At 58.2% G+C, this 20,959-nt stretch carries 22 protein-coding genes; 11 read left to right on the top strand and 11 right to left on the bottom strand.

The features are described 5' to 3' along the window. The first annotated feature begins 102 nt into the window (after positions 1-102). Positions 103-249, top strand: a complete 147-nt coding sequence (locus CER19_RS28800; protein ID WP_165861633.1) for a hypothetical protein — start codon at positions 103-105, stop codon at positions 247-249. Between the two features lie 135 nt (positions 250-384). Here the strand turns inward: CER19_RS28800 and CER19_RS14170 are convergent, their stop codons facing one another. Both CER19_RS14170 and CER19_RS14165 read right to left on the bottom strand, forming a co-directional pair. Then, on the bottom strand, positions 385-789 hold the full coding sequence (locus CER19_RS14170) for a response regulator (RefSeq protein WP_116666860.1): 405 nt from the start codon (positions 787-789) through the stop codon (positions 385-387). 53 nt (positions 790-842) lie between these two features. Continuing rightward, positions 843-1,040 (bottom strand): Flp family type IVb pilin, encoded by a 198-nt coding sequence (locus CER19_RS14165; RefSeq protein ID WP_034125890.1) that lies wholly within the window; start codon positions 1,038-1,040, stop codon positions 843-845. Positions 1,041-1,377: 337 nt separating this feature from the next. On the opposite strand from CER19_RS14165, the gene cpaB reads away from it, so the two are divergent. Genes cpaB through CER19_RS14125 form a run of 8 tightly spaced genes read left to right on the top strand, consistent with a single transcriptional unit; the run spans position 1,378 to position 8,801 of the window. Beyond that, on the top strand, positions 1,378-2,322 hold the full coding sequence (gene cpaB / locus CER19_RS14160; protein ID WP_116666859.1) for a Flp pilus assembly protein CpaB: 945 nt from the start codon (positions 1,378-1,380) through the stop codon (positions 2,320-2,322). Positions 2,323-2,341: 19 nt separating this feature from the next. Beyond that, on the top strand, positions 2,342-3,547 hold the full coding sequence (locus CER19_RS14155) for a type II and III secretion system protein family protein (protein ID WP_054896411.1): 1,206 nt from the start codon (positions 2,342-2,344) through the stop codon (positions 3,545-3,547). After that, positions 3,544-4,737: a pilus assembly protein gene (locus tag CER19_RS14150; protein ID WP_116666858.1), complete on the top strand. Its 1,194-nt coding sequence runs from the start codon at positions 3,544-3,546 to the stop codon at positions 4,735-4,737. The genes CER19_RS14155 and CER19_RS14150 overlap by 4 nt, the downstream gene beginning before the upstream one ends. Then, positions 4,734-6,005, top strand: a complete 1,272-nt coding sequence (locus tag CER19_RS14145) for a CpaF family protein (protein ID WP_116666857.1) — start codon at positions 4,734-4,736, stop codon at positions 6,003-6,005. The genes CER19_RS14150 and CER19_RS14145 overlap by 4 nt, the downstream gene beginning before the upstream one ends. 9 nt (positions 6,006-6,014) lie before the next feature. After that, the gene (locus CER19_RS14140) at positions 6,015-6,896 is read left to right on the top strand and encodes a type II secretion system F family protein (protein ID WP_116666856.1); all 882 of its coding nucleotides are present in this window, start codon (positions 6,015-6,017) and stop codon (positions 6,894-6,896) included. Position 6,897: 1 nt separating this feature from the next. Beyond that, a complete protein-coding gene (locus CER19_RS14135; protein ID WP_116666855.1) occupies positions 6,898-7,785 on the top strand; it encodes a type II secretion system F family protein in 888 nt (295 codons plus the stop codon). Positions 7,786-7,795: 10 nt separating this feature from the next. Further along, on the top strand, positions 7,796-8,521 hold the full coding sequence (locus CER19_RS14130; protein ID WP_116666854.1) for a tetratricopeptide repeat protein: 726 nt from the start codon (positions 7,796-7,798) through the stop codon (positions 8,519-8,521). A gap of 10 nt (positions 8,522-8,531) precedes the next feature. Beyond that, positions 8,532-8,801 carry a DUF3613 domain-containing protein gene (locus CER19_RS14125; protein WP_116666853.1) on the top strand — a complete coding sequence of 90 codons (270 nt, stop codon included), beginning with the start codon at positions 8,532-8,534 and terminating at the stop codon, positions 8,799-8,801. A 115-nt stretch (positions 8,802-8,916) separates the two neighbouring features. Here the strand turns inward: CER19_RS14125 and CER19_RS14120 are convergent, their stop codons facing one another. Next, a complete protein-coding gene (locus tag CER19_RS14120) occupies positions 8,917-9,702 on the bottom strand; it encodes a response regulator transcription factor (RefSeq protein ID WP_116666852.1) in 786 nt (261 codons plus the stop codon). Positions 9,703-9,773: 71 nt separating this feature from the next. Next, a complete protein-coding gene (locus CER19_RS14115) occupies positions 9,774-10,277 on the bottom strand; it encodes a prepilin peptidase (RefSeq protein WP_116666851.1) in 504 nt (167 codons plus the stop codon). 71 nt (positions 10,278-10,348) lie between these two features. Between CER19_RS14115 and CER19_RS14110 the strand changes: the two genes are divergently transcribed. After that, complete coding sequence (locus CER19_RS14110) at positions 10,349-10,792, top strand: TadE/TadG family type IV pilus assembly protein (protein WP_116666850.1); 444 nt, start codon at positions 10,349-10,351, stop codon at positions 10,790-10,792. Next, complete coding sequence (locus CER19_RS14105) at positions 10,789-13,530, top strand: PAS domain-containing protein (protein ID WP_116666849.1); 2,742 nt, start codon at positions 10,789-10,791, stop codon at positions 13,528-13,530. The genes CER19_RS14110 and CER19_RS14105 overlap by 4 nt, the downstream gene beginning before the upstream one ends. Before the next feature lie 165 nt (positions 13,531-13,695). On the opposite strand, the gene CER19_RS14100 is transcribed toward CER19_RS14105, so the two are convergent. The 7 genes from CER19_RS14100 to CER19_RS14075 form a co-directional block, all read right to left on the bottom strand. Continuing rightward, on the bottom strand, positions 13,696-14,973 hold the full coding sequence (locus CER19_RS14100) for a TolC family outer membrane protein (protein WP_084571076.1): 1,278 nt from the start codon (positions 14,971-14,973) through the stop codon (positions 13,696-13,698). 32 nt (positions 14,974-15,005) lie between these two features. Beyond that, on the bottom strand, positions 15,006-17,096 hold the full coding sequence (locus tag CER19_RS14095) for a peptidase domain-containing ABC transporter (protein WP_116666848.1): 2,091 nt from the start codon (positions 17,094-17,096) through the stop codon (positions 15,006-15,008). A gap of 37 nt (positions 17,097-17,133) precedes the next feature. Next, positions 17,134-18,294 carry a JmjC domain-containing protein gene (locus CER19_RS14090; protein ID WP_116666847.1) on the bottom strand — a complete coding sequence of 387 codons (1,161 nt, stop codon included), beginning with the start codon at positions 18,292-18,294 and terminating at the stop codon, positions 17,134-17,136. A 97-nt stretch (positions 18,295-18,391) separates the two neighbouring features. Then, positions 18,392-18,559, bottom strand: coding sequence for a hypothetical protein (locus CER19_RS28795; RefSeq protein ID WP_156995553.1), 168 nt, complete (start codon positions 18,557-18,559; stop codon positions 18,392-18,394). A gap of 154 nt (positions 18,560-18,713) precedes the next feature. After that, a complete protein-coding gene (locus CER19_RS14085) occupies positions 18,714-19,025 on the bottom strand; it encodes a hypothetical protein (RefSeq protein ID WP_133298336.1) in 312 nt (103 codons plus the stop codon). Positions 19,026-19,347: 322 nt separating this feature from the next. Next, positions 19,348-19,530, bottom strand: a complete 183-nt coding sequence (locus tag CER19_RS14080) for a LuxR C-terminal-related transcriptional regulator (RefSeq protein WP_084570974.1) — start codon at positions 19,528-19,530, stop codon at positions 19,348-19,350. Between the two features lie 59 nt (positions 19,531-19,589). Continuing rightward, complete coding sequence (locus CER19_RS14075; RefSeq protein WP_116666846.1) at positions 19,590-20,870, bottom strand: HlyD family secretion protein; 1,281 nt, start codon at positions 20,868-20,870, stop codon at positions 19,590-19,592. Positions 20,871-20,959: the final 89 nt, after the last annotated feature.

The following is a 20,959-nucleotide window of genomic DNA, read 5'->3' as shown; positions in this document are numbered from 1 at the left end:
GGATGAATTGATGCGTATTGGCTATCAATCTGGGCCGGCTTCAAAACAGCCTGCTGTGTTCTATGCTTGAAGCTGTGTCCAATTCTTATGGGCGGAGACGTTATGGGGAACGAACAGAAGCAGCACAATGAGCCGGAGCGTGAAGAACCCCGGCGGCAGCGCGAAGACGAAAAGCCGCAAACCTGGAAGCACCCGGACGACGGCACAGAGCTTTCCGAGCGTGACCAGGAGCGTCCGCTCAAGCCTTGATCATCGGGTGAAACGCGGTCTAAATGTGGGAGCGGGCTTGCTCGCGAAGGCGGTGTGTCAGTCAATGAATCTTTAACTGAACCACCGCTATCGCAGGCAAGCCAGCTCCCACATTTAATAAGCGGTGCCGGTCCGTTACCGACCAGGTGTAGAGAGGGGAAACAGGCTATTGAGGGTATCGAGCAAGCGCGCCAGGTAGATCGGCTTGCGAAACAAGTCCAGCACCTGCAAGCGCAGCATATCGCTGACATCGTCCATTTCTGCATGGCCAGACATCACGATCACAGGCAAATGCGAGCGTGAGGTATGTTCGCGCAGGCGTTTGATCAAGGAGATACCGCTTTCCTCGGGCATGCGCAGATCGGTGATGACCAGGGCGATATCAGGGTGAAGTGTCAATTCTTGCAAGGCGAAGGTGACGGAGGTCGCAGTAAAACAGACGAATCCCTCGTTTTCGAGGGATTCGGCCAACTCCACCAGCGCATCCTCCTCGTCGTCCACCAATAGGATTTGTTGGCGGGATGACGAAGGGTGGGTCATGGGCGGTACCTGATAAAAATAATCACCAGAACGAAAGAATACCGCAATGACTGCTAAGTCGCCGCTGGCAGCGCATCGGACACTTGCTCGAAGATGCCTTTTATCTTATCGCCAAGCCCAGTACCAATGCCGACGATAACCAACGCAACTATCGCGACAATAATCACATATTCAATAGCCGACGCCCCATCTCTGCGACGCAGGAATAACTGAGCGTGAACGTAAAATTTCAAGAACAGGTCAAGGATCATGTTGAGATCTCCTTCATGCGCCACAAAGCGCCGATACAGCTGGCCCGCACAATGATTGCCGTGTGCCACTAGAGCATTGTCAACAAATTTAACACTCACAACTGTAAGAATGAATTAATCATAAAGTATTAGTCGCCTCATGCGCCCTGTAAGTCCGTTGTTTAAAGGCCCGATTCTAAAAACATCGATAAATTTTTCATTCGGTAATGGCATTTCGTCCTAGCTGAGCTACCTTCAAATAGCCAAATCGTTAGTTGTTCATCACAGCCCAGTTGCGAATTTAACTCGTTTGGTTTAGCGAGAATAAAAGCAGTGCAACAGGATAGGGAGAGCCGTCATGAACAGTCGCATCAGCATGGTCCTGGCTGGCTTGCTGCTTATCGGAGCCTTGGTTGCAGGGTATTGGGGCCTGGTGCTGAGTCGTCCGCCTGCACCCGCCGTAGCACCCTCGCCAGAACCTGTCATTTCCGTTGAAAAAACCGTTGCTGTTGTAGAAGACCAGACCCGCCAGCCCGTCGTCGTGCTGGTGCACGCGGTTGCGCCTTTTGTGCCCCTCACCGCTGCCGATGTGGCTGTGGAAAAGCTGCGCACCGTGCCGGCTGGCAGCCTGACCAGCGTCGACCAGGCCATCGGCCGTACGCCCTTGCGGGCCCTGGGTGCCGGCACCTGGCTCAATGATGAAAGCTTCACCGCCGGTGGCCCCCTGGCCCGCATGATTCGTGCAAATGAACGCGCGCTGGCCGTCGCCGTCGATGAGGTCATCGGTGCCGGTGGGCAACTGAGCCCCGGCGATTACGTCGATGTCTTGCTGTTCTTGCGCCAGGACAATGCCAATGCCGAGCAATCGGCGCAGGTGGTCATCCCGGCGATTCGCCTGCTCAGCGTCGGCGACCAGTTGGGACTGGCCAACGACGGCACCCCGGCCGTACCGCCACCCGCCACCGCCGAAGAACGCGCCCAGGCCGCCCAACGCCGCACCGCCGCGCGCAGTGTGGTGCTGGCGGTACCCGAACCGTTGCTGAGTCGGCTGATGCTCGCCTCCCAAGCCGGCACGCTACGCCTGGCCGTGCGCAGTGCCGACGAACAATTGCTCAGCCGCTACTGGGCTGGCGAAAGCGACACCCCGGACAAGGTGCAAAGCGCCAATCGCGACCTCTACCAATTCACCCAATTGGCCCTCAGCGGCCCGCCGAAAAAAATCACCCCCGCAGTTGCCGACACCGGCCAGCGTCGGGGCGTCGAAGTGATTCGCGGCGCGGCGGCGGCACAACCTACCCCCTGATTGAACAAGGATGCCTTGAATGAGCCAACGCTACGCTCAATTGGCCTTGGCCTTGATGCTGCCGTGCCTGCCCCTGGGCATGGCGATGGGCGCATCGGGCAGCTGCAACGCCCTGGGCCAACTGCCCGCTGTGATCGAGGTGGGCGAAGGCTTGCAGACCGAGCTGCAATCGCCGGTAGCGATTACGCGCCTGGCTATCGGCGACCCGAAAATCGCCGATGTGCGGGTCAACGGCGACCGCCACTTCCTGCTCACCGGCGTTGGCAGCGGAGCCACCAGCCTGATGGTGTGGACCGGCTGCTCGACCACGCCGCGCCAGAGCATGGTGTTCGTCAAAGGCAAGGCTACCTCGGCGCTGACCAGCCAATCGCTGTCGCCCTCCGAAGACCCGACGCTGCCCAGCCAGGTGCAGACCGATATCCGCTTCGTCGAAGTCAGCCGCACCAAACTCAAGGAAGCCAGCACCAAGATCCTCGGCATGGGTAAAAACTTCTTCCTCGGCAGCCCCGACTTGCTGTCCCCGTCAGAGGGCATCTTCAAATTGCCGGTGAGCGCCGACAACTTCAACATCGGATTTGGCGGTGGCCGGGTCAAGGCACTGATCAACGCCCTGGAAAGCAGCGGCTTCGCCTATACCCTGGCGCGCCCGAGCCTGGTGGCCATGAGCGGCCAGAGCGCGACCTTCCTGGCCGGCGGCGAAGTGCCGATCCCGGTGCCCTCTGCCGGCAGCGATACCATCACCATTGAGTACAAGGAATTCGGCATTCGCCTGACGCTGACGCCCACGGTCATCGACCACAACCGCATCGCCCTGAAAGTCGCCCCGGAAGTCAGCGAGCTGGATTACAACAATGCAATCCGCATCGAAGGCATTCAAGTGCCGGCCCTGACCGTGCGACGTACCGACACCAGCGTGTCACTGGCCGATGGCGAAAGCTTCGTGATCAGTGGCCTGATCAGCAGTACCAACCGCTCCACCATCGCCAAGCTTCCGGGCCTGGGCGATATCCCGATCCTTGGTGCGTTTTTCCGCGACTCCAATATCCAGAGCGAAGAGAAAGAGCTGCTGATGATTGTCACGCCGCACCTCGTCCAGCCACTGGCCGCCAATGCGCAGTTGCCGTCGCTGCCCGGCGAAAAACTGCGCACCTATGACCCGAACTGGTTCCGCCTGTTCTTCCTGGAAAACGGCAACTTCGACCGTCGCAGTGGACTTTCCCAATGAGCGATAGCCTGAGCCAGACCTTCCTGGCAATCACCCGCAACAGCACCGACCTGGAATGGCTCCAGGGCGCGCTGGCACCCCTTGGCCAAGTGATCAGTGTGGGCGGCGGCAGCCTGGATGAATTGCTGGCACTGGTGGACGTGACCTTCGCCAACCTGGTGTTCGTGGGTCTGGACCGTGAACACCTGGTGGCCCAGAGCGCCTTGATCGAAGGCGCCCTGGAAGCCAAGCCGATGTTGGCGGTGGTGGCCTTGGGCGACGGCATGGACAACCAGTTGGTACTCAACGCCATGCGTGCCGGTGCGCGGGATTTTGTCGCCTATGGTTCACGCTCCAGCGAAGTGGCCGGGCTGGTGCGGCGCCTGAGCAAGCGCTTGCCGCCCACCGCGCCGAACGCCCATCTCGGCGGCCTCACCGTACTCTACGGTGCCCAGGGCAATACCGATGGCGCCCTGCTGGCGAGCCACCTGGCGATGGTGGTGCAAAAGAGTGGCCAGCAGACGCTGATGCTCGATCTTGGCCTGCCCAGGGGTGACAGCCTGGCGCTGCTGGGCCTGGACAGCACCTTCAACTTCGGCGACGCCTTGCGCCACCTGCGCCGCCTCGACGCCACGCTGATCAACAGCGCGTTCACCAGCACCGACGACGGCCTGCGGATCCTTGCCTACGCCGCCAGCGATGAACCCTTGGAAATAACCAGCGCCGCCGAGCTGTACATGTTGCTCAGCGCCTTGCGCCAGCACTTCCAGCACATCGTGGTCAACCTCACCGGGCAAGCGGACAGCGAAGCCCTGCGCACCTTTGTCAGCCACTGCGACAAGCTGCTGTGGTGCACCGACCAGGGCGTGCTCGATTGTCGGCGTAACCTGGCGGTGCTGAACCTGTGGCGCGAAAAAGGCATGAAACTCGACCATGCCAAGCTGCTCGTCGATCGCTACATCAAAGGCTGTGCCCCCGACACCGAAGCCCTGGAAAAAAGCTTCGGCCTGGAGTGCATCGCCGTGCTGCCCTTGAGCCCCGAAGTGCGCCTGAACGCCAAGAACCAGGGGCAAAGCCTGTTCACCCTGGCCCCCCGCGAAGCCTTGACCCAAGCCCTGCGCCACCTGGGTGAGCGTCTGGCCAAACGCTCCGAAGGCCTGGATAAACCTTCGACACGCTGGTTCGAACGCCTGCTGGGGGCGAGTCGATGAACGGCGAAAAACTCTTCGGCGCCCCGGCCCGTGGAAGCGCCGCGCACAACGACCACGACGGCCTGAAACTGGTGCTGCATCGCTACATCATTGATGCCATCGAAGAGTCGGGCCAGAACCTGCTGGAAGGTTCGCGCCAATCCCTGGCGCAATTTGTCATCGACAAAGTGGCCGAATACATCACGCGCATGCACCTGGCCATCTCGCGCTATGAGATGGAGCGCCTGGCCGAGGAAATCGTCGATGAGCTGACCGGCTTCGGCCCGCTGGAAGTGCTGCTGCGCGATGTGTCGATCACCGAGATCCTGGTCAACGGCCCACACCGGGTGTTTATCGAGCGTGACGGAGTACTCCACCAGAGCGACCTGCGTTTTATCGACGCGCACCATGTCGAGCGCGTGATGCAGCGGATTCTCGCGCCCCTTGGAAGGCGCCTGGATGAGTCGTCGCCGATGGTCGATGCGCGCTTGCCGGATGGCAGCCGGGTCAATGCGATCATCCCGCCGATTGCCCTGGATGGCCCCTGCCTGTCGATCCGTAAGTTTCGCAAGGACATGCTCAAGAGCAGCGACCTGGTGGCGATGCAGACCATCGACCACAACATCTTCGAGTTCTTCCAGGAAGCGGTGGGCAAGCGCTGCAACATCCTCATCAGTGGCGGCACCGGCACCGGCAAGACCACGCTGCTCAATATCCTCAGCCAATTGATCAACCCCCACGAACGCCTGGTCACCATCGAAGACGTGGCCGAGCTGCAACTGGGCCACCCCCACGTGGTGCGCCTGGAAACCCGCCCGCCCAATGCCGAGGGGCATGGCGAGGTCAAGGCCAGCGACCTGATTCGCAACGCCCTGCGGATGCGCCCGGACCGCATCATCCTTGGCGAGATCCGTGGCGTCGAAGTGCTCGACGTGATGACGGCCATGAACACCGGCCATGACGGTTCCATGAGCACCGTACACGCCAACAATGCCCAGGACGCGCTACTGCGCCTGGAAACCCTGGTGGGCCTGACCGGCCGTGTGGTGGCGGAGAAAACCCTGCGGCAGATGATCTGCGCCGCACTGGATGTGGTGATCCAACTGACGCGCCTGCCCGATGGGCGCCGTTGCGTCAGCGAGGTGGTGGAAGTGGTGGGCGTGCGCGACGACGTGTATGTCACCAACACCCTGTTCCGCCTCGACCGCCGTACCGGTTTTGGCTTCCTGCGCGAAGCGCTCAACCCGGCCGGCGACAAGCTGCGGCGTGAATCGGCATTGCCGTTGTAGAGAGGGCTTATGACCGGACTTGTCTTGCTGCTCATTTGTATCCTGCTGATCAGCCTGTCCGTCTGGCTGTTCCAGCAAGGGCTGCGCCAGGCCGGTACCGATCGGGTGTTGGAGCGCCTCTCCGATGGCCAGCCGGTAGCCCAGGAGCCGAACGGCAGCTGGGTCGCGCTGGAGCGCATGTTCCAGCGCGCCGGCCTGGGCAAGCCCACCGATCGCCTGGGGTTGTGGCTGAGTAGCTGGGCGGTGGGCATGTTGCTGGGTTACTTGCTGGCCGGCGGGCTGGGCCTGTTGGGGATGCTGATCCTGCCGCCGCTGCTGCTGCGTGTGTTTATCGCCTGGCGCTACCAACGGCGAGTGCAGCGCATGATCGAACAATTACCCCAACTACTGGACCACAGCGTGCGCAGCCTCAAGTCTGGGCGCACCCTGGCGGACGCTGTGCTGGGCGCGATCGACAGCGCCGAAGCGCCGCTCAAACAGGCGATGAGCCGCATCCAGCGTAACGTGCAAATGGGCGTGAGCCTGCCGGAGTCGGTCAGCGACTTTGCCGAGTTTTACGAACGCGATGAGTTCCGCCTGTTTGCCCTGGGCCTGAAGGTCAACCACCGCTACGGCGGCAACGCCAGCGAACTGCTGGAAAACCTGATCAAGATGATCCGCGAGCGCGAACAGGGTGCGCGCCAACTCAAGGCCATGACTGGCGAAACGCGCATGACCGCCTATGTGCTGGCGGGCTTGCCTATCGTCATGGTCGGCTACTTCCTGATGGTCAACCCGGGCTACCTGATGAGCATGTGGAATGACGGTACCGGGCGCTACCTGCTGCTGGCCGCAGTGGCGCTCGACATCACGGGCACCTTCGTCATGTGGCGCATGTTGCGGAGTATTTGAGATGGCCATCCTGATCTGCATCCTGTTGTCGCTCGCCGCCGTCGCCTTGATCGTCGGCAACCTGCTGGAGCAAAGACGCCGTCAACGCCTGGTCAGCCAACGCCTGCAAGGCCAACTGACCCGCGAGGACAAGCTTGGCAGCCTGATGCGCCAATTGGGCGCCAGCGCCGTAGCCCAGCGCTCGGTCAGCCTGGACAACGAAACCCAGACCCTGCTCAACCGCGTCGGCTGGCGCAAATCCAACCAGCGCTCCATGTTTGCTGCCTGCCAGATCGGCGTGCCCATCGTGCTGCTGGGCTTGACCCTGCTCGGCCAGCAACTGCTGTTCCCCCATGCCGGCTCGCCCTGGATTGCCCCGGCGATTGCCCTGGGCATCGGTTACCTGCTGCCCAAACGCATCCTGGCCCTCAGCGCGAAATACCGCCAGGAGCGCATCGCTCGAGAAATTTCCACCTTCATTCCGTTGCTGCGCATCCTGTTCGAATCCGGCATGGCGGTTGAGCAATCACTGCGGGTGTTGAGCACCGAAGCCCAGCGCCTGCTGCCAGACCTGACCCATGAACTGCGCCTGGTCTTGGTAAGGGTCGACTCAGGCCTGGAACTGTCCGAAGAGCTGGGCAAGACCGCACGCCTGCTGGCCGTGGATGAGTTCACCGACACCTGCATCATCCTTCAGCAGTTGATCCACCAAGGCGGCGGCGCGATGAAATCCTTGCTGGCCCTCAAGCAGTTGCTCGACGACCGCCGCCTGACCCGCCTGCAGGAATACATCTCGAAGATGTCCGCGAAGATGTCCGTGGTGATGATGGTGTTCCTGTTTCCCGCCTTGCTGATCGTGCTGGGGGGGCCGGCCATGATCGCCATCTCCCGAGCCTTGAATAACTTTTGAGGAGCCTGCCATGAAACCACTGATCGTCGCCTTGAGCCTGCTGATGCTGGGCGGTTGTGCCAGCAATGGCCAGGTTCCGTGGGCCGGGTTACTGGCGCCGGGCAGTTGCCCCAAGCCCAGCTCGGACCAGGAGCTGTCGCTGAACCTGGCCGATGACATGGCCAACGAAGGCAAGCTGCACGCCAGCCTCGCCAACCTGCAGAACCTGCCCAGCGCCCTGCCCCAGGTTCGTCAACGCCAGGCCCGTGCCTATCGCTTGCTAGGCCGTCCTGACGCCGAGCCGTTGTACCGCAGCCTGCTGGGCACCTGCCTGGCCGCCGACGGTGAGCACGGCCTGGGGCAACTGGCGTCGGCCAAGGGCGACAACGGCCAGGCCATGGCTCACCTGCAACGTGCGGCACGGCTGGCGCCTACCGACGAAAAAATCCGCAATGACCTGGGCGTGGTGTACCTCGACCAACGGCGCCTGGACGACGCACGCTTTGAATTCATGACCGCCATCGAGCTCAAGCAGAGCGATCAATTGGCGGCGGTCAACCTGGTGACCCTGCTGATCTATCAGGACAACTGGGAGCAAGCGGCGAAAGTGGTCGGCCAACTCGGCTTGAGTCCCGATCAGGTGACTCGGGCCCAGGCACGGGCGCAACACCTCAAGGACGCTGGCACGGCACCGCAGCGTCCAGTCAAGGATCAGGTAGCGGCGGTCAGCGACACGCTGCCGGCCTCTGTGAAATAGGGAGTCAATGATGAAATTCCTCCACCTCGCTGGCGTTGCCTGCCTGGCCCTACCCCTCCTCGCTTCGGCCATCGAAGCGGGGCCGTCTTCACCCCGGCAGGCAGAAACGGAAAACTGGATGGCGCTGCAACTGAGCGGCCGCGCAGCCTCGGCCAACCCGCAAAAAACCACGCCGGCAGAACGCGAACAAGCGCTCAAGCGCTGGCTGGACAGCAACAAGCATCCGATTCCGGAGTTTTTTGATCAGAAAGTAGGCGGCACTGCGCAGAGCGGCAAATAACCCCTGTAGGAGCGAGCTTGCTCGCGAAGAACGTCAACGATAACGCGTGCATCCTGGGGTAACGCGGTGTCTTGGCGTTTTTCGCGAGCAAGCTCGCTCCTACAGTAGGGCGGTGCTAGTGCGCCGTCACCCGCTGGCGCATCGCCGAGTTGTTCGGTGACAACGCCAGCGCCAACTGCGTGCGGTTGTGCATATGGGTCAGCCGCAATACCTGGGACACATACAGCTTGACCGTGTTCTCGGTGATCCCCAGCTCACAGGCAATCTGATAGTTGGTCTGACCCTTGCCCACCAGGCGGGCCACATCCAATTGGCGCGGTGACAGCTGATTGAAGATCGCCGGAATCTCCAACGAACCGGCTTCATCGGTCGATGGGGCCCCGTCATGGTCCTGGGGCGTCGGGTTGCGGCGCACCTTGTCCAAGTCCATATACAAGTCGTTGATGGATTCGGACAGGTACTGCAACTTCTGGTTGAGCGTGCCCAACTGCAGGTCTTTCTGCCGCTCCTCCAATGCCGCTTCCTGGCGCTTGAGGCCCTCGAGCAATTCATCGAGGTTGATCGGCTTCTGGTAGTAATCGGCGATGCCCGCCCGCAGCGCCTTGATCACATCCTGCTTGTCGGCGCGACCGGTGAGCATGATCGCTTCGAACGCACGATGTTTGCCGGCGATCCGCTGCAGCGCCTGGACCAGTTCGATGCCGTCCATGTCCGGCATATGCAGGTCACACAGCACTAAACCAATCTGAAGGTCTTCGCCAAAACGCTGGACAGCTTGCTGGCTGGACTCGCACGGGACACAACGGTACCCGCTGCTTTCAAGAAATTCACAGAGCTCCTCTACGATTAATGGTTGATCGTCGACTACGAGCACTTTTACTGCAGACGTAAGCTTGTTCACGCGCTACTCCATGCCTGGCAAGCCAAATGATGACCTATCCCTTCTGACGAAAATTCCTACACAACTACTCATTAAACGTAGACGTACTTTCCGACTATGTACATAGCATTAATCAACTCGTGCGACTGATGGATCCAAAGCCAGCCGCCGGCAAAACCTGTCAAAACGAAGGGCGCAAAAGGCTGCTTTGTTGACACCTGCGCCTTACGCTCGACACGGCACGAGCTAAGCCATTGATGCATAAGTGTCCAGGCCACCATGGCGATGCCGGCACCGATCAACGACCCCAGCAGGTACTCGATATTGGAGGCCAGCCCCAAGGCGGCTAGCAACTTCACATCCCCCGCGCCAAAGCGGCCCAACGCATAGCCCGGCAAGGTCAGCACCAGCGCCAAAGCCAAGGCCAGGCCACCCTCGCTACGGGGCGCGCCCAGCCAGGTCGACCCCGCCCACAACAGGTAGATCAACGCCAGCAGCCCGACGCCCAGGGTCAGCGTATTGGCAATTTGGCGCTGGCGAATATCCTGCACGGCACATACGCCCAACCACAGCACAATCACTAGCGTCTGGATCACGTAAAAAACATCCCTTTTGGCTGAATGATTCTATGCTGATATCAAGTACTCGCCTCAGGGTAGACGCAGTCATGAAATCGAGCCTCCCGAGAAAGCAAAAAGGTGCTGCGGCGATCGAGTTTGCCTTGGTCTTCGTGATTTTTTTTGCGGTGTTCTACGGCATGCTCAGCTACAGCTTGCCGCTGCTGTTGATGCAGTCATTTCACCAGGCGGCCGCCGAGGGGGTACGCCGCAGTGTGTCCCTGGACCCAATCACTGCAGGTTCAGGCTATTCGGCCCTGGTTGTGCAACGCGCCAAGGAGGCGACTCAGGCCCAGTTGAACTGGATTCCCAGTTCCTTGAATTTCTTGCCCGGCTATATCACCGCCACCTACACCAATAATTTGCTGACGGTGAAGATCACCTACCCCTCGGCCAATATCAAAGCGGTCTTGCCGGCCCTGGTATTGCCCGGGGTGGGCACCGTACCGAACCTGCCCACCCACCTCACTGCTACCTCGAGCCTTCAGTTTTGACGACGGGGGATAAATTGTTCGCACGCCTGCGCGGGCGCACCAGCGCCCTGGCCTTGGACGCGCCAGCAACACCCGCGCCGGGCCTGCAAGTGCAATTGGACAACCTGGGGCGGGTGCTGAACATCTCAGGCACCTTGAGGCCTTTGCTTGCCCAGCATCTTGCCAACGCGCCCAACCCACCCTTGCAGACCTTGCTGTGTGCCGACAGCGCGCGGAGTGTCGAGGGCACGCCGCAGGAGTGGCAACGGCACGGCCTGGACCTCGACTTCCAGGGCGCTGCCGGCCAGGCCCTGCATACCCGCGGCTGGATCGAGCCGGAGGGCGACGGCTGGGCCCTGCACCTGCTGGACATCACTGACCTGCTGGCCGACCGGTTACGGGTGCAGCAACGCGAGCAGAACCACCAACTCGCCGCCCTGATGAGCGAACAGCTGCGCGTGTGCAGCCTCAACCGCCTGCCCCAGGTGTTCAGCGAACACCTGCGCAGCGTGGCCCAGCGCTGGCGCATCCCTTGCGTCGCCATGGCACTGCTCGACGAAGATGACCAGGGCTGGCGCATCTACAGCCAATACACCGCCCACGACGCCCCGGCCTTATGGCAAACCGGGCAGCACCTGGGCACCAGCCTGGACAGCATCAACGGCAACACGCCACTGAGCCTGGACGTTGCCCAGGGCCGCAGCGACAACCCGCGCTTGCACAGTGTATTTGGCAATGCCGACGGCTTCCTGGTGCCGTACCGCGACAGCCATGGCGCCGCCGCGTGGCTGCTGTGTGGTTTTTATAACGGCCAGGCATCCCACACCGGCGAGCGTGACTGGCTGAACCTGTGCGCAGCACTCGCCGCGCCGCTGCTGGGCCGCCTGCGCGAACAGCGTCACTACCAGCAACTGGAACGGGTAGAAGCCCTGCAAGGCCTGCTCGGCACTGGCTGGTGGGAACTGTTGCCCGCCACCCAGGAGATCCAACTGGCGCCACAATTGCTGCGCAACCTGAGCCTGGACGAAGGCCCCACCCGCCAACCTCTCGGCACCTGGCTCGAACTTATCCACCCCGCCGACCGCCAGGCCCTCAACAGCCGCCTGCAAGACCTGCAGGCCCTGGGCAAGCCACTGCTGACCAGCGTGCGCCTGCAACGCACCGAGTCCGAGCAGTCGCCCCTGTGGTACCGCATACAAGGCCAAGTGCTGGGCGCCGGCAATGAACGGCGCTGGATCGGCTTCATGCTCGACATCAGCGACATCCAGAACCAGCAACTGCAAGCCGCCGCCGCCCATGCGCGCCTGGACAACCTGATCGCCAGCTCACCGGCCGTCATCTATGTGCAGCGCTACGTCAACGGCGCGCTGCACCCGGCGTTTTTCAGCGCCAGCCTGTTGCCGCTGCTGGGCTGGACCTTGGCCGATTGCAACCACGATACCCTGGCGGCGCTGATCCCCCCCGACGACCGAGAACGCTACTTCGAACGCACCCGCCAACTGCTGCGCGAAGGCAACGTGCGCGGCCGCTACCGCCTGCGCGACAAACAAGGCCACTACCACTGGCTGCTCGACGAAGCCAAGCTTTTGCGCGACGACCTCGGCCTGCCGGTGGAAGCCGTGGGCCTGTGGCTGGACGTCACCGAAGCGACCCTGGCCGCCGAACAGGTACGCCAGAGCGAGGAGCGCTACCGCATCCTGGTGGAAGACTCGCCAGCGATGATCTGTCGCTACCGCCCCGACCTGATCCTCACCTTCGGCAACACGCCGCTGGCCAATTACCTGGAGTGTCGGCCCGACCAATTGCCAGGCATCGACCTGGGCCAGTGGCTGTCGGATGAACAACGCGCCGCCTTTGTGCAGCGCATTCAGCAACTGACCCCGGAACTCCCGGTGAGCACCGCGGAAATCAGCCTGCAACTGCCGGGGCGCGAACATGCCTGGTGGGTGTGGTCGGACCGTGGCGTCTTCGATGAACAAGGCGCCCTGATCGAAGTGCAGGCCGTGGGCCGCGACAACACCGAAGTACGCCGCTCCCAGCAACAGCTGACCCAAAGCGCGAAAATGGCCACCCTCGGCGAAATGGCCACCGGCCTGGCCCATGAGATCAACCAACCGCTGAACGTGATGCACATGGCCGTCGTCAACGTGCTCAAGCGCCTGGGCAATGGCGATGTGCAAATCGACTACCTCACGGAAAAACTCCAGCGCATCGACGCCCAGGTGCAACGCGCGGCACGGGTGGTCGACCACATGCGCGTGTTCGGCCGCCGCTCGGAAATCGAGCAGCAACCGTTCGACCCGGCGCAGGCACTGGAGGGCACTCTGTCCCTGCTCAGCGAAGGCTTGCGCGGCAAAGGTGTGGACGTGCGCATCAGCCCTGCGGACTTCTCGGTGCAGGTCAAAGGCTATGTTGACCAGTTGGAACAGGTGCTGATCAACCTGATGGTCAATGCCCGCGACGCATTACTCAGCCAGCGAGAAAAAGACCCTGCCCTGCGCCCCTGGATTGCCCTGCACAGCGAGCACGACAGCCGCCATGTGCGTATCTGGGTCGAAGACAACGCCGGCGGGATAGACCCGCGCTTGCTGGAGCGGATTTTCGAGCCATTCTTTACCACCAAGCCGATAGGTGTCGGCACCGGGCTGGGGCTCTCGGTGAGCTATGGGATTGTGGAAAATATGGGTGGGCGCCTGAGTGTCAGCAATGGCGAGGCTGGTGCGAAATTTTGCGTCGAGTTGCCCATCGTGCAGGCCTAAATCACCGCCCCCGGTGTCAGGGTAGTTGTCGTGTCCCCCGCCTTTTGAAAAGCATTCCGGGTGGCGGCAAGAGTATGGTCATGCATTTTTACTCAGTTGAACGCCGAGGGCTGCCACCGCTACCATCGACATTTTTCAGCCTCAAAGTGAGGCAATTCAAAAACCTCAGCGCGAACGTAGAAGTCGATTAATTTCATTCAAGTCGCGCTCCGTGAGCCTGCCCACAGCCGCCTTGAGGCGTAACGTAGCCAACAGAGTATCGTAGCGAGCTCGCGAAAGCTGCTGCACCGTTTCGGTGAAGCGGCTCTGAACCTCCAGCACATCAATGCTGATACGAGCACCCACTCTGTAGCCCAACTTGTTAGCCTCCAGGGCAGATTTTGCCGAGACTCTAGCTGTTTCCAACGCTTTTATTTGCGCCATACCACTGACCACCCCCTGCCAAGCTTCCCGTACTTGCAACTGCGCAACACGCTTGGCTTCCTCGTATTGAGCTTCGCTCTGGCCACTCAACGCTTGGGCCTGGCGCACTGCTGAGCTAGTGCGTCCACCACCGTACAAAGGCAAACTGACACGAAGGCCGATACTGGACGAGTCACTGCGCTCAGTACCCACGTTCGGGCGCTGCTGCATACTTTTACTAGCGACTAGATCAACTGAAGGCAAGTGATCAGCCTTACGGCTCCGCACCTCATTGCGAGCGATATCCAGGAGCAGGGCCTGTGCCTGAACTTCAAATCCGTTCTGCTCTGCCTCCCTAATCCATGAATTGATATCGGCGGGATATGGCGGTTCAAGGCTTACCCCATCGCGCAGGCCTAGTAGAGATCCAGATTGCCGTCCGATGATCCGCGCCAATCCCTGCCGGGCCAGTTCAACATCACTATTAGCCTTGATAGATGCCGCCAAAGCCCGATCGGCGCTAGCCTGCGCCTCATACACATCAGCAATGCTGACATTACCCAGTTCAAACTGTTTACGAGCACTGGCTAGTAGTTGAACATCAGCCACCTGTTGCTGGCGCAAGGTATCGAGGACCTCTTCGGTACTCAAAACCTCAAAGTAGGCGGTGGCGACACGCAGCATTAGTGTCTGTTGTGCACTGTAAAAGCGGCTGATGGCAAGGGCTGTCTGCTGGCTACCTTGCTGATACAGAATCCAATTCTTCCAGCGAAATACAGGCTGGGCCAATTGTATGCTGTAGGTCTGGTTCTGCCGGCGATGCTCTATTTCGCCCCCCTGAACCTGGTACTGGTTGCGGTTCCACAAATTCTGTGCCTGCAAGGACACCTCCGGCAGCAGGCCAGCACGCGCCTGTACAACCGTTTCCAAGCCTGCATCACGTTCAGCTTGAGCTGCCGACAGCTGTTGATCATTGAGTAGGGCATCCTCGTAAATACTTATAAGATCGTCCGCCTGAGCAGCCATAGCCCACGGCAGCATAAGCACGCCGAACAACCGCCTTAGGAGTGGCATCAGGCGGACACCGGTCCGGCAGTGAGCCTGAGGTCATCAATGATCGTGCCTTTTTCCATCCGGACAATTCGATGCGCTAAGGCAATGGTTTCTGGTCTGTGAGCAATGCTGATCCGAGTCATGGGCATGCGTTGCATGGCATGAACTACACACCGTTCGCTGTGAAGGTCCAGTTGGCTGGTGGCTTCATCCAACGCCAGAATTTTGGGTTGTTTGTACAATGCCCGTGCCAATAACACTCTTTGCCGCTGACCACCGGAAAGACCACTGCCCATCTCCGCAACCAGTGTCTGATATCCCATCGGCATCTGGCAGATGGTGTCGTGGATAAAGGCATCTCGAGCGACCTCTTCGATCTTGCCTTGATCGGCCTGTGGGGCAAAACATGCAATATTTTCTGCCAGAGAACCAGCAAACAACTGGTCCTCCTGCATTACCACACCGATCAAACTGCGTAATCCATCGATTCCAAGTTGCCGAGCCGGAACACCACCGATTAGAACCTCACCCTCGGTGGGTTGAAGCAGGCCAAGCATCAGCTTAAACAGAGTTGATTTGCCGCAACCAGAGGCCCCAACGATCGCTACAGAATCACCAGCAACAATGGTTAGTGAAAGGTTACGAATAATCCAGGGCTCGCCTTCGGCATATCGGAAAGAAACATCTCTGAATTCAAGGTTGGGCTCAATAAGCTGCACATCGATTTCCCATTGAGATGAAGGCTCAATTGGCTCTAACGCGATGTCAGCCAAGCGTTCGGCATGCAAGGACAGCATTCTGATTTCGATACCCAGATCAATCAGCTTGCTAGCTCGCCCGGTGAATTGACTCTTGTAAGCTAGAAAAGCCAGCAGCATGCCCAAAGACAAGCTGCCCTCAAGTACTGCCAGGCCGCCGACATACAGCAACAACATGCCCTCAACGCCAAAAATCAAAGTATTAAAACTGGCGAACGTCAGCAACATTTTCTGTGTAGTAACATCGCGATTTTGTACGTCTGCCATTAGGTTCTGCCAAGTGGCCAGGCGCGCAGAAGTCATGTTGAACAATTTGAGTGGAAGTACTGTGCGGATGCTTTCAAGAAAGTAAGAATTCTCCCTGGCCGCCAGTACTATTCGTTCTTCGGAGGCATTGCGCAACGGATGATAAAACGCCAGACGCAACACTGCGTAAAGCAGTACAGCCACGCCTACAATACCGGTCAACGCACCGCTGTACAGTATCATCATTGCAAGGGTAATAAGCGTGACCAGACTATCGATTACCACGGTGATCGCACCGTTGGTGAGGATATTACGAATGGCTGATAACGATTGAAACCGTGCGGTAATATCGCCTAATTGACGTTTTTCGAAGAATGGCCATGGCAGTCGCAACAAATGGCTGAACAAATTTCCAGACCACTGCAATGCCAACTGTTGATTGAGCCGTAACCCCATCCAGCCTTGTGCCATCCGCAGCACAAAATCGATCAACATCAGTAGGCAGCCGCCCATTACCGCCAGCAGCAAAAGATGCTGATCAGCAGACACTAAAGCACCGTCAACCACCCATTGCGTCACCTGAGGCGAGAGCAAGGCCACCATTTCCAGTGCCACCGCCAGGACAAAGATATTTCCCAGCGCTCGCTTGAGTCCTATTACCCGGCCAATCAGAGTCCTTAAACGCAGTCGGGGCTTGTGTTGAGCAGGAACAAACTCCGCGTTGGGTGACAACTCAAGAGCCACCCCGGTGAAGTTTCGAGAGGCTTCTTCCTGCGACAACACTTGACGTCCGCACGCCGGGTCGAGAATCACAAGACGACCTGACTGAGCCTTTATCAACACAACAAAGTGGTTCAGGTTCCAGTGCAAGATACAGGGCGTGCGAAGCTGAGGAATCTCGTCTAGCTCAAGCCGTAAGGGACGGCAGGTAAACTCCAGACTTTGGGCATAACGAATCAACTGCGCCAGGCTTGTACCCTTGATTGAAACCGCAAATCGCCGCCGCAGAGTCGCCAAATCCAGATGCAGGCCGTGCGCTGCAGCCACCATGACCAGACACGCCAGACCGCACTCTTGGCTCTCGGACTGCAAGGTCACTCGCATCATAACGGTTCCTGCTCAGACAAAACGATCAGGAAGGTTCTCAAGGTCGAATCAGTTCGAGAGTGTCCTGATGACATAGCTCGAACACCAGGGCCCGAACCTTCGCAGGATCCATTTCGGGGAGTAGTGTAAGCAGTTCGTCCAGACGAATTCCGGGTGAGTGCTCGATACTGCGCACAAGTAACAGAGCCTGTTCGTCAAGATTGACCCGCGTGCCGTTTGCGATCAGGTAGTTTTGTGCGATAGACAGGGTGCTGTTAGCTGAAAGCTGCAGACCTGTATCGTCCGGCAACTGCTTAATTCCAGAGTTCCCTAAAAGGTCGATGGCCAGCGGCGCGCCCACACGTTGAGCCGTATCAAATGCCTCCATGAAGCGTCCGTAGTGAGTCGGGTCCAGGACCATCCCTGCGAATTGCGAGGCCAACTGAGTCAAGTTCTCCCGGTCATCCTCGAACGTGCTCATGGATTTTCGGGCCGTCAGCAAGGCTGGCAGTTGCTGTTGCATTGACCACTGCACATAGTCCAGGACAACGGCTGGGAACGTGCCAATGGAGAGGTGGAAGGTTTCCTCCTCGAAAGGTAAAGGATTGTGCCACCAGCCTCTAGGTAGGTAGAGAACATCCCCTGGTTCTAGGACAAAATCCATACACGGCTCTGCAGGACAAGGGTAGTCATGCTCAAGATCTTTACTCTGTTGCATGTACAGCGGATCGCTGAAGCTTGGCTCATAAATGAACCAACGTTTGCGGCCAATCAGTTGGATGGAAAAAATATCCCGTGTATCCCAGTGCGTTTGGAAGGACGCCTGCCGGCCAAATGCTGCGTAGGCACTGCTGACGGTTTGCCTGCCCGTGAACTGAGCTACCTGTCGGGCAAACGCATGGACCTTGGGTTCATTGACGATTTTGTTTGCAATCAGAGTCGCGCCACTTTTCATGCGCTCGTAAACCGCTGATTTAATCAGTCGATGTCTGATCATCCCCACATCGTAGAAAGTTTCGACGTACTCGCTTTTTGGCACCAATCCATTGTGGAGAATTTTAAAATCATCGGATTCGACGCTACTACGCTCAATGATTTGATTGGCGTCAGTCCAGGTAAACGCCTGCGTGACTTCAAAGGCCTTCTTGATCAGCAAAGGTTTCTTGCCTTGATAATACTTAACAAAATCCGTTCTTGAAATATTGAAATCAATGATCATAGTACATCCATGATAATAATATCGAGCAAGTCCGCTCAAGCCGGTGCGCAAGCTTAATGATGTGCAACCAAACTAAATCGTTAGACCTATATCGGAGTCAAGCAAGCCAGCGAGCAGAAACCATCGCGGTAATAATTGCAGGAACTCCTGCAATAAAGAATAGCTCTATCGGTTTCGACACCTTCCAGTGCGATATCACCAGAACGCCTTTTATGGCCAGTGCCAAAAGCAGTTGAACTCCAAGATACAGAAAAAAGTCAGACATGTTTATATTGCTCCTCCTTCTTATCAGTTCAGTCCCAACTATGGCCTTTACTGATGCATTCGTGCCCAAACAACTAGCGCGAATTATCATCCTTGGCGACGCCATTGCTTACACTAGTAGCAGACCTGTTGCCACCAAGGTTGACAACTAAGAACTAGCGATTGTAGTTGGTTCCTGCCGCATTCCATGCGTTGAGTCCGAAGCCCGCCGCCATGCCTCCGTAAAAACTTGCAGACCCTCCAGCGATGATAGTAGAAGCCACGGCTTGCCCCCCCGCCGGTCCGGAAAAAAAGCCTGCTACGGCACCAGCAGCCACGGCTGATACGAAACCGGTCATGCTTCCTCCACCGGTCGTTGCCTCGAAGCCTACATATCCCGCACCAGCAGTAATCCCGCCAGCAAGAGCGCCCGGAACCCCAATGCCGCCAGAGACCACTTCCAACTCTTTAATAGTTATGTCTTTCAAAATATGCCTCTCCATAAGGATCTTCAACGGTTAGGGCATAAACTACTCAGAACATCAATGATGTCCACACTACCTCCCGGCACAATCAATTTTCATTTGATGCACCTAGTTTGGCACTGGTGAAACCAGGATCGATATCGATGAATAGTAATGCCGATACCTATATTAAAGCTTCTTCGCGGAGCAAGCGACCCTACACATGTAGGGGGGGAGGGAGGCTGTTGATTACTCAGTCAAGATAGGGGAGGGACATCAACTTTTTAGCGCGCCTGATTACTTCTCGCTACGGAGGCGATCGTTACATTACAGGGTGCATGCCCTTTCAGAATCGTACTTGCTTTGCCATTAATTCCATGCGGCTTCTGACACCACGCTTGCGCAATAGTGAGGATACATGATCACGCACGGTGTAATCACTTATGCTTAAGTCAAGTGCGATTTGCTTATTGGTTTTTCCGATCAAAAGCAGCTGCAAGACATCCGACTCTCTTTTTGTCAGCTCCATGAGAGCCCCACTGTTTTGTGTGTTTTTTAAGGTGTCAAGGCTAATCTTCCAAGCCTCATTTAATTGCGCAGCTTTCCTGTTACCGAATAGATAGGCTCTAGTGCCCATTCATACAGCCGTCTTCGATCCAAGAGAATGTCAGCCTCCAGCAACATACCCGCTTGCAATAACTGGGATTTTCCATACAACTCAATACTGGAGGAGTCCAGTGCGACAGAAATCTGGTAAAACAGCTCAGTCGTTGGTCCCGGCCCCTGCAGTGCAGTTGCGATATGAGGTTGTAACTCTTGCGTAGCGTAGGGACTCTTTGCAACATCAATGACGCGACCGCGAGCCATGCCAAACTTCTGATAGGGATAGGCCGCATAACGCATTAAGACTCTTTGCCCTGGCTCTATAAATCCTGCTTGGCGTGGGGCGGCGTACAGATGGGCTGACAAGGTTGCGCTCTCGGCAATCAAGCTGGCTAGTAATGAACCCGCAGTGACCTGCTGGCCGACCTGGGCTCTCAGGCCGGTCAGTGTCCCGGCATAAGGAGCAATGCTGACCAACTCACTACGGACTTCATTCTCAGCCTGCTCTTGCTTGACCAGCGCAGTGGCACTGTCAGCTTCACTTATCTCGCTGCGATGGCGTATTTCGATTTCTTGGCGCTGAGCTAACAGCTCCGTACGCTCTCGTTCCAGGCTTGCCCGGGCACGTTGGTTGCTTTGCTGCTGACCTTGCAGGATCAACCAATCATTCTCGGCCTGCTGCAATTGAGCAACAGATATAAACCCGGCATCGACCAGCTCTTGCTGACGCCCCATTTGTGTGCGTGCCAACTCGGCACGACGCTGTAGCAATCGTACCTCCTCAGTGAATTGTCGAAGCTCACCGGCGATAGTGACTAGACGACTATCAAGCATGCGCAATTGTCCTGACAAGCGCTCGTCCGCCAGCTCCCTGTTACGGCGTATCAAATTCAAACGTTGATCCAACTGTTCGGAAATCAGCGCCTGCGTCGCACCAACGCCGGACAAGCGCTCGCCGGAGATGACAAACAACACATCGCCTTTTTTGACCTTCTGCCCTTCAGCAACTCTCACCTGAGTAAGAATCCCTACACCTGGAGCAGACAGACGCAACATGCCCTGCTCAGGCATCAGCAACCCCCTCACAGTAGCCTTACGTGTATAGGTACCGAAGTAGGTAAAAGCCAGTATCAATAGCACCAACACTCCGGCAACAAGTGCAGCCAGGCTGTATCCCCACGGCTGGCTGATCAAGACATTACCAAAACGCTGCTCGTGGGCCGCTGCGAGCGCCTCGGAGCGAAAAAGGGGTGAAGGTACGGGCATCTAAAGGCCTTTTGATAACGTCACTAACATCTTGCTCCAAGGCGCAAATGATATGTTATTGCATTTACATAAATACATTTTTTAAATAG

This window comes from Pseudomonas sp. GL93, from assembly GCF_003408955.1.
In the GTDB taxonomy this organism is placed as follows: domain Bacteria; phylum Pseudomonadota; class Gammaproteobacteria; order Pseudomonadales; family Pseudomonadaceae; genus Aquipseudomonas; species Aquipseudomonas paracarnis.
The sequence above is the reverse complement of the archived record's forward strand: the minus strand, read 5'-3'. Positions and strand labels throughout refer to the sequence as shown.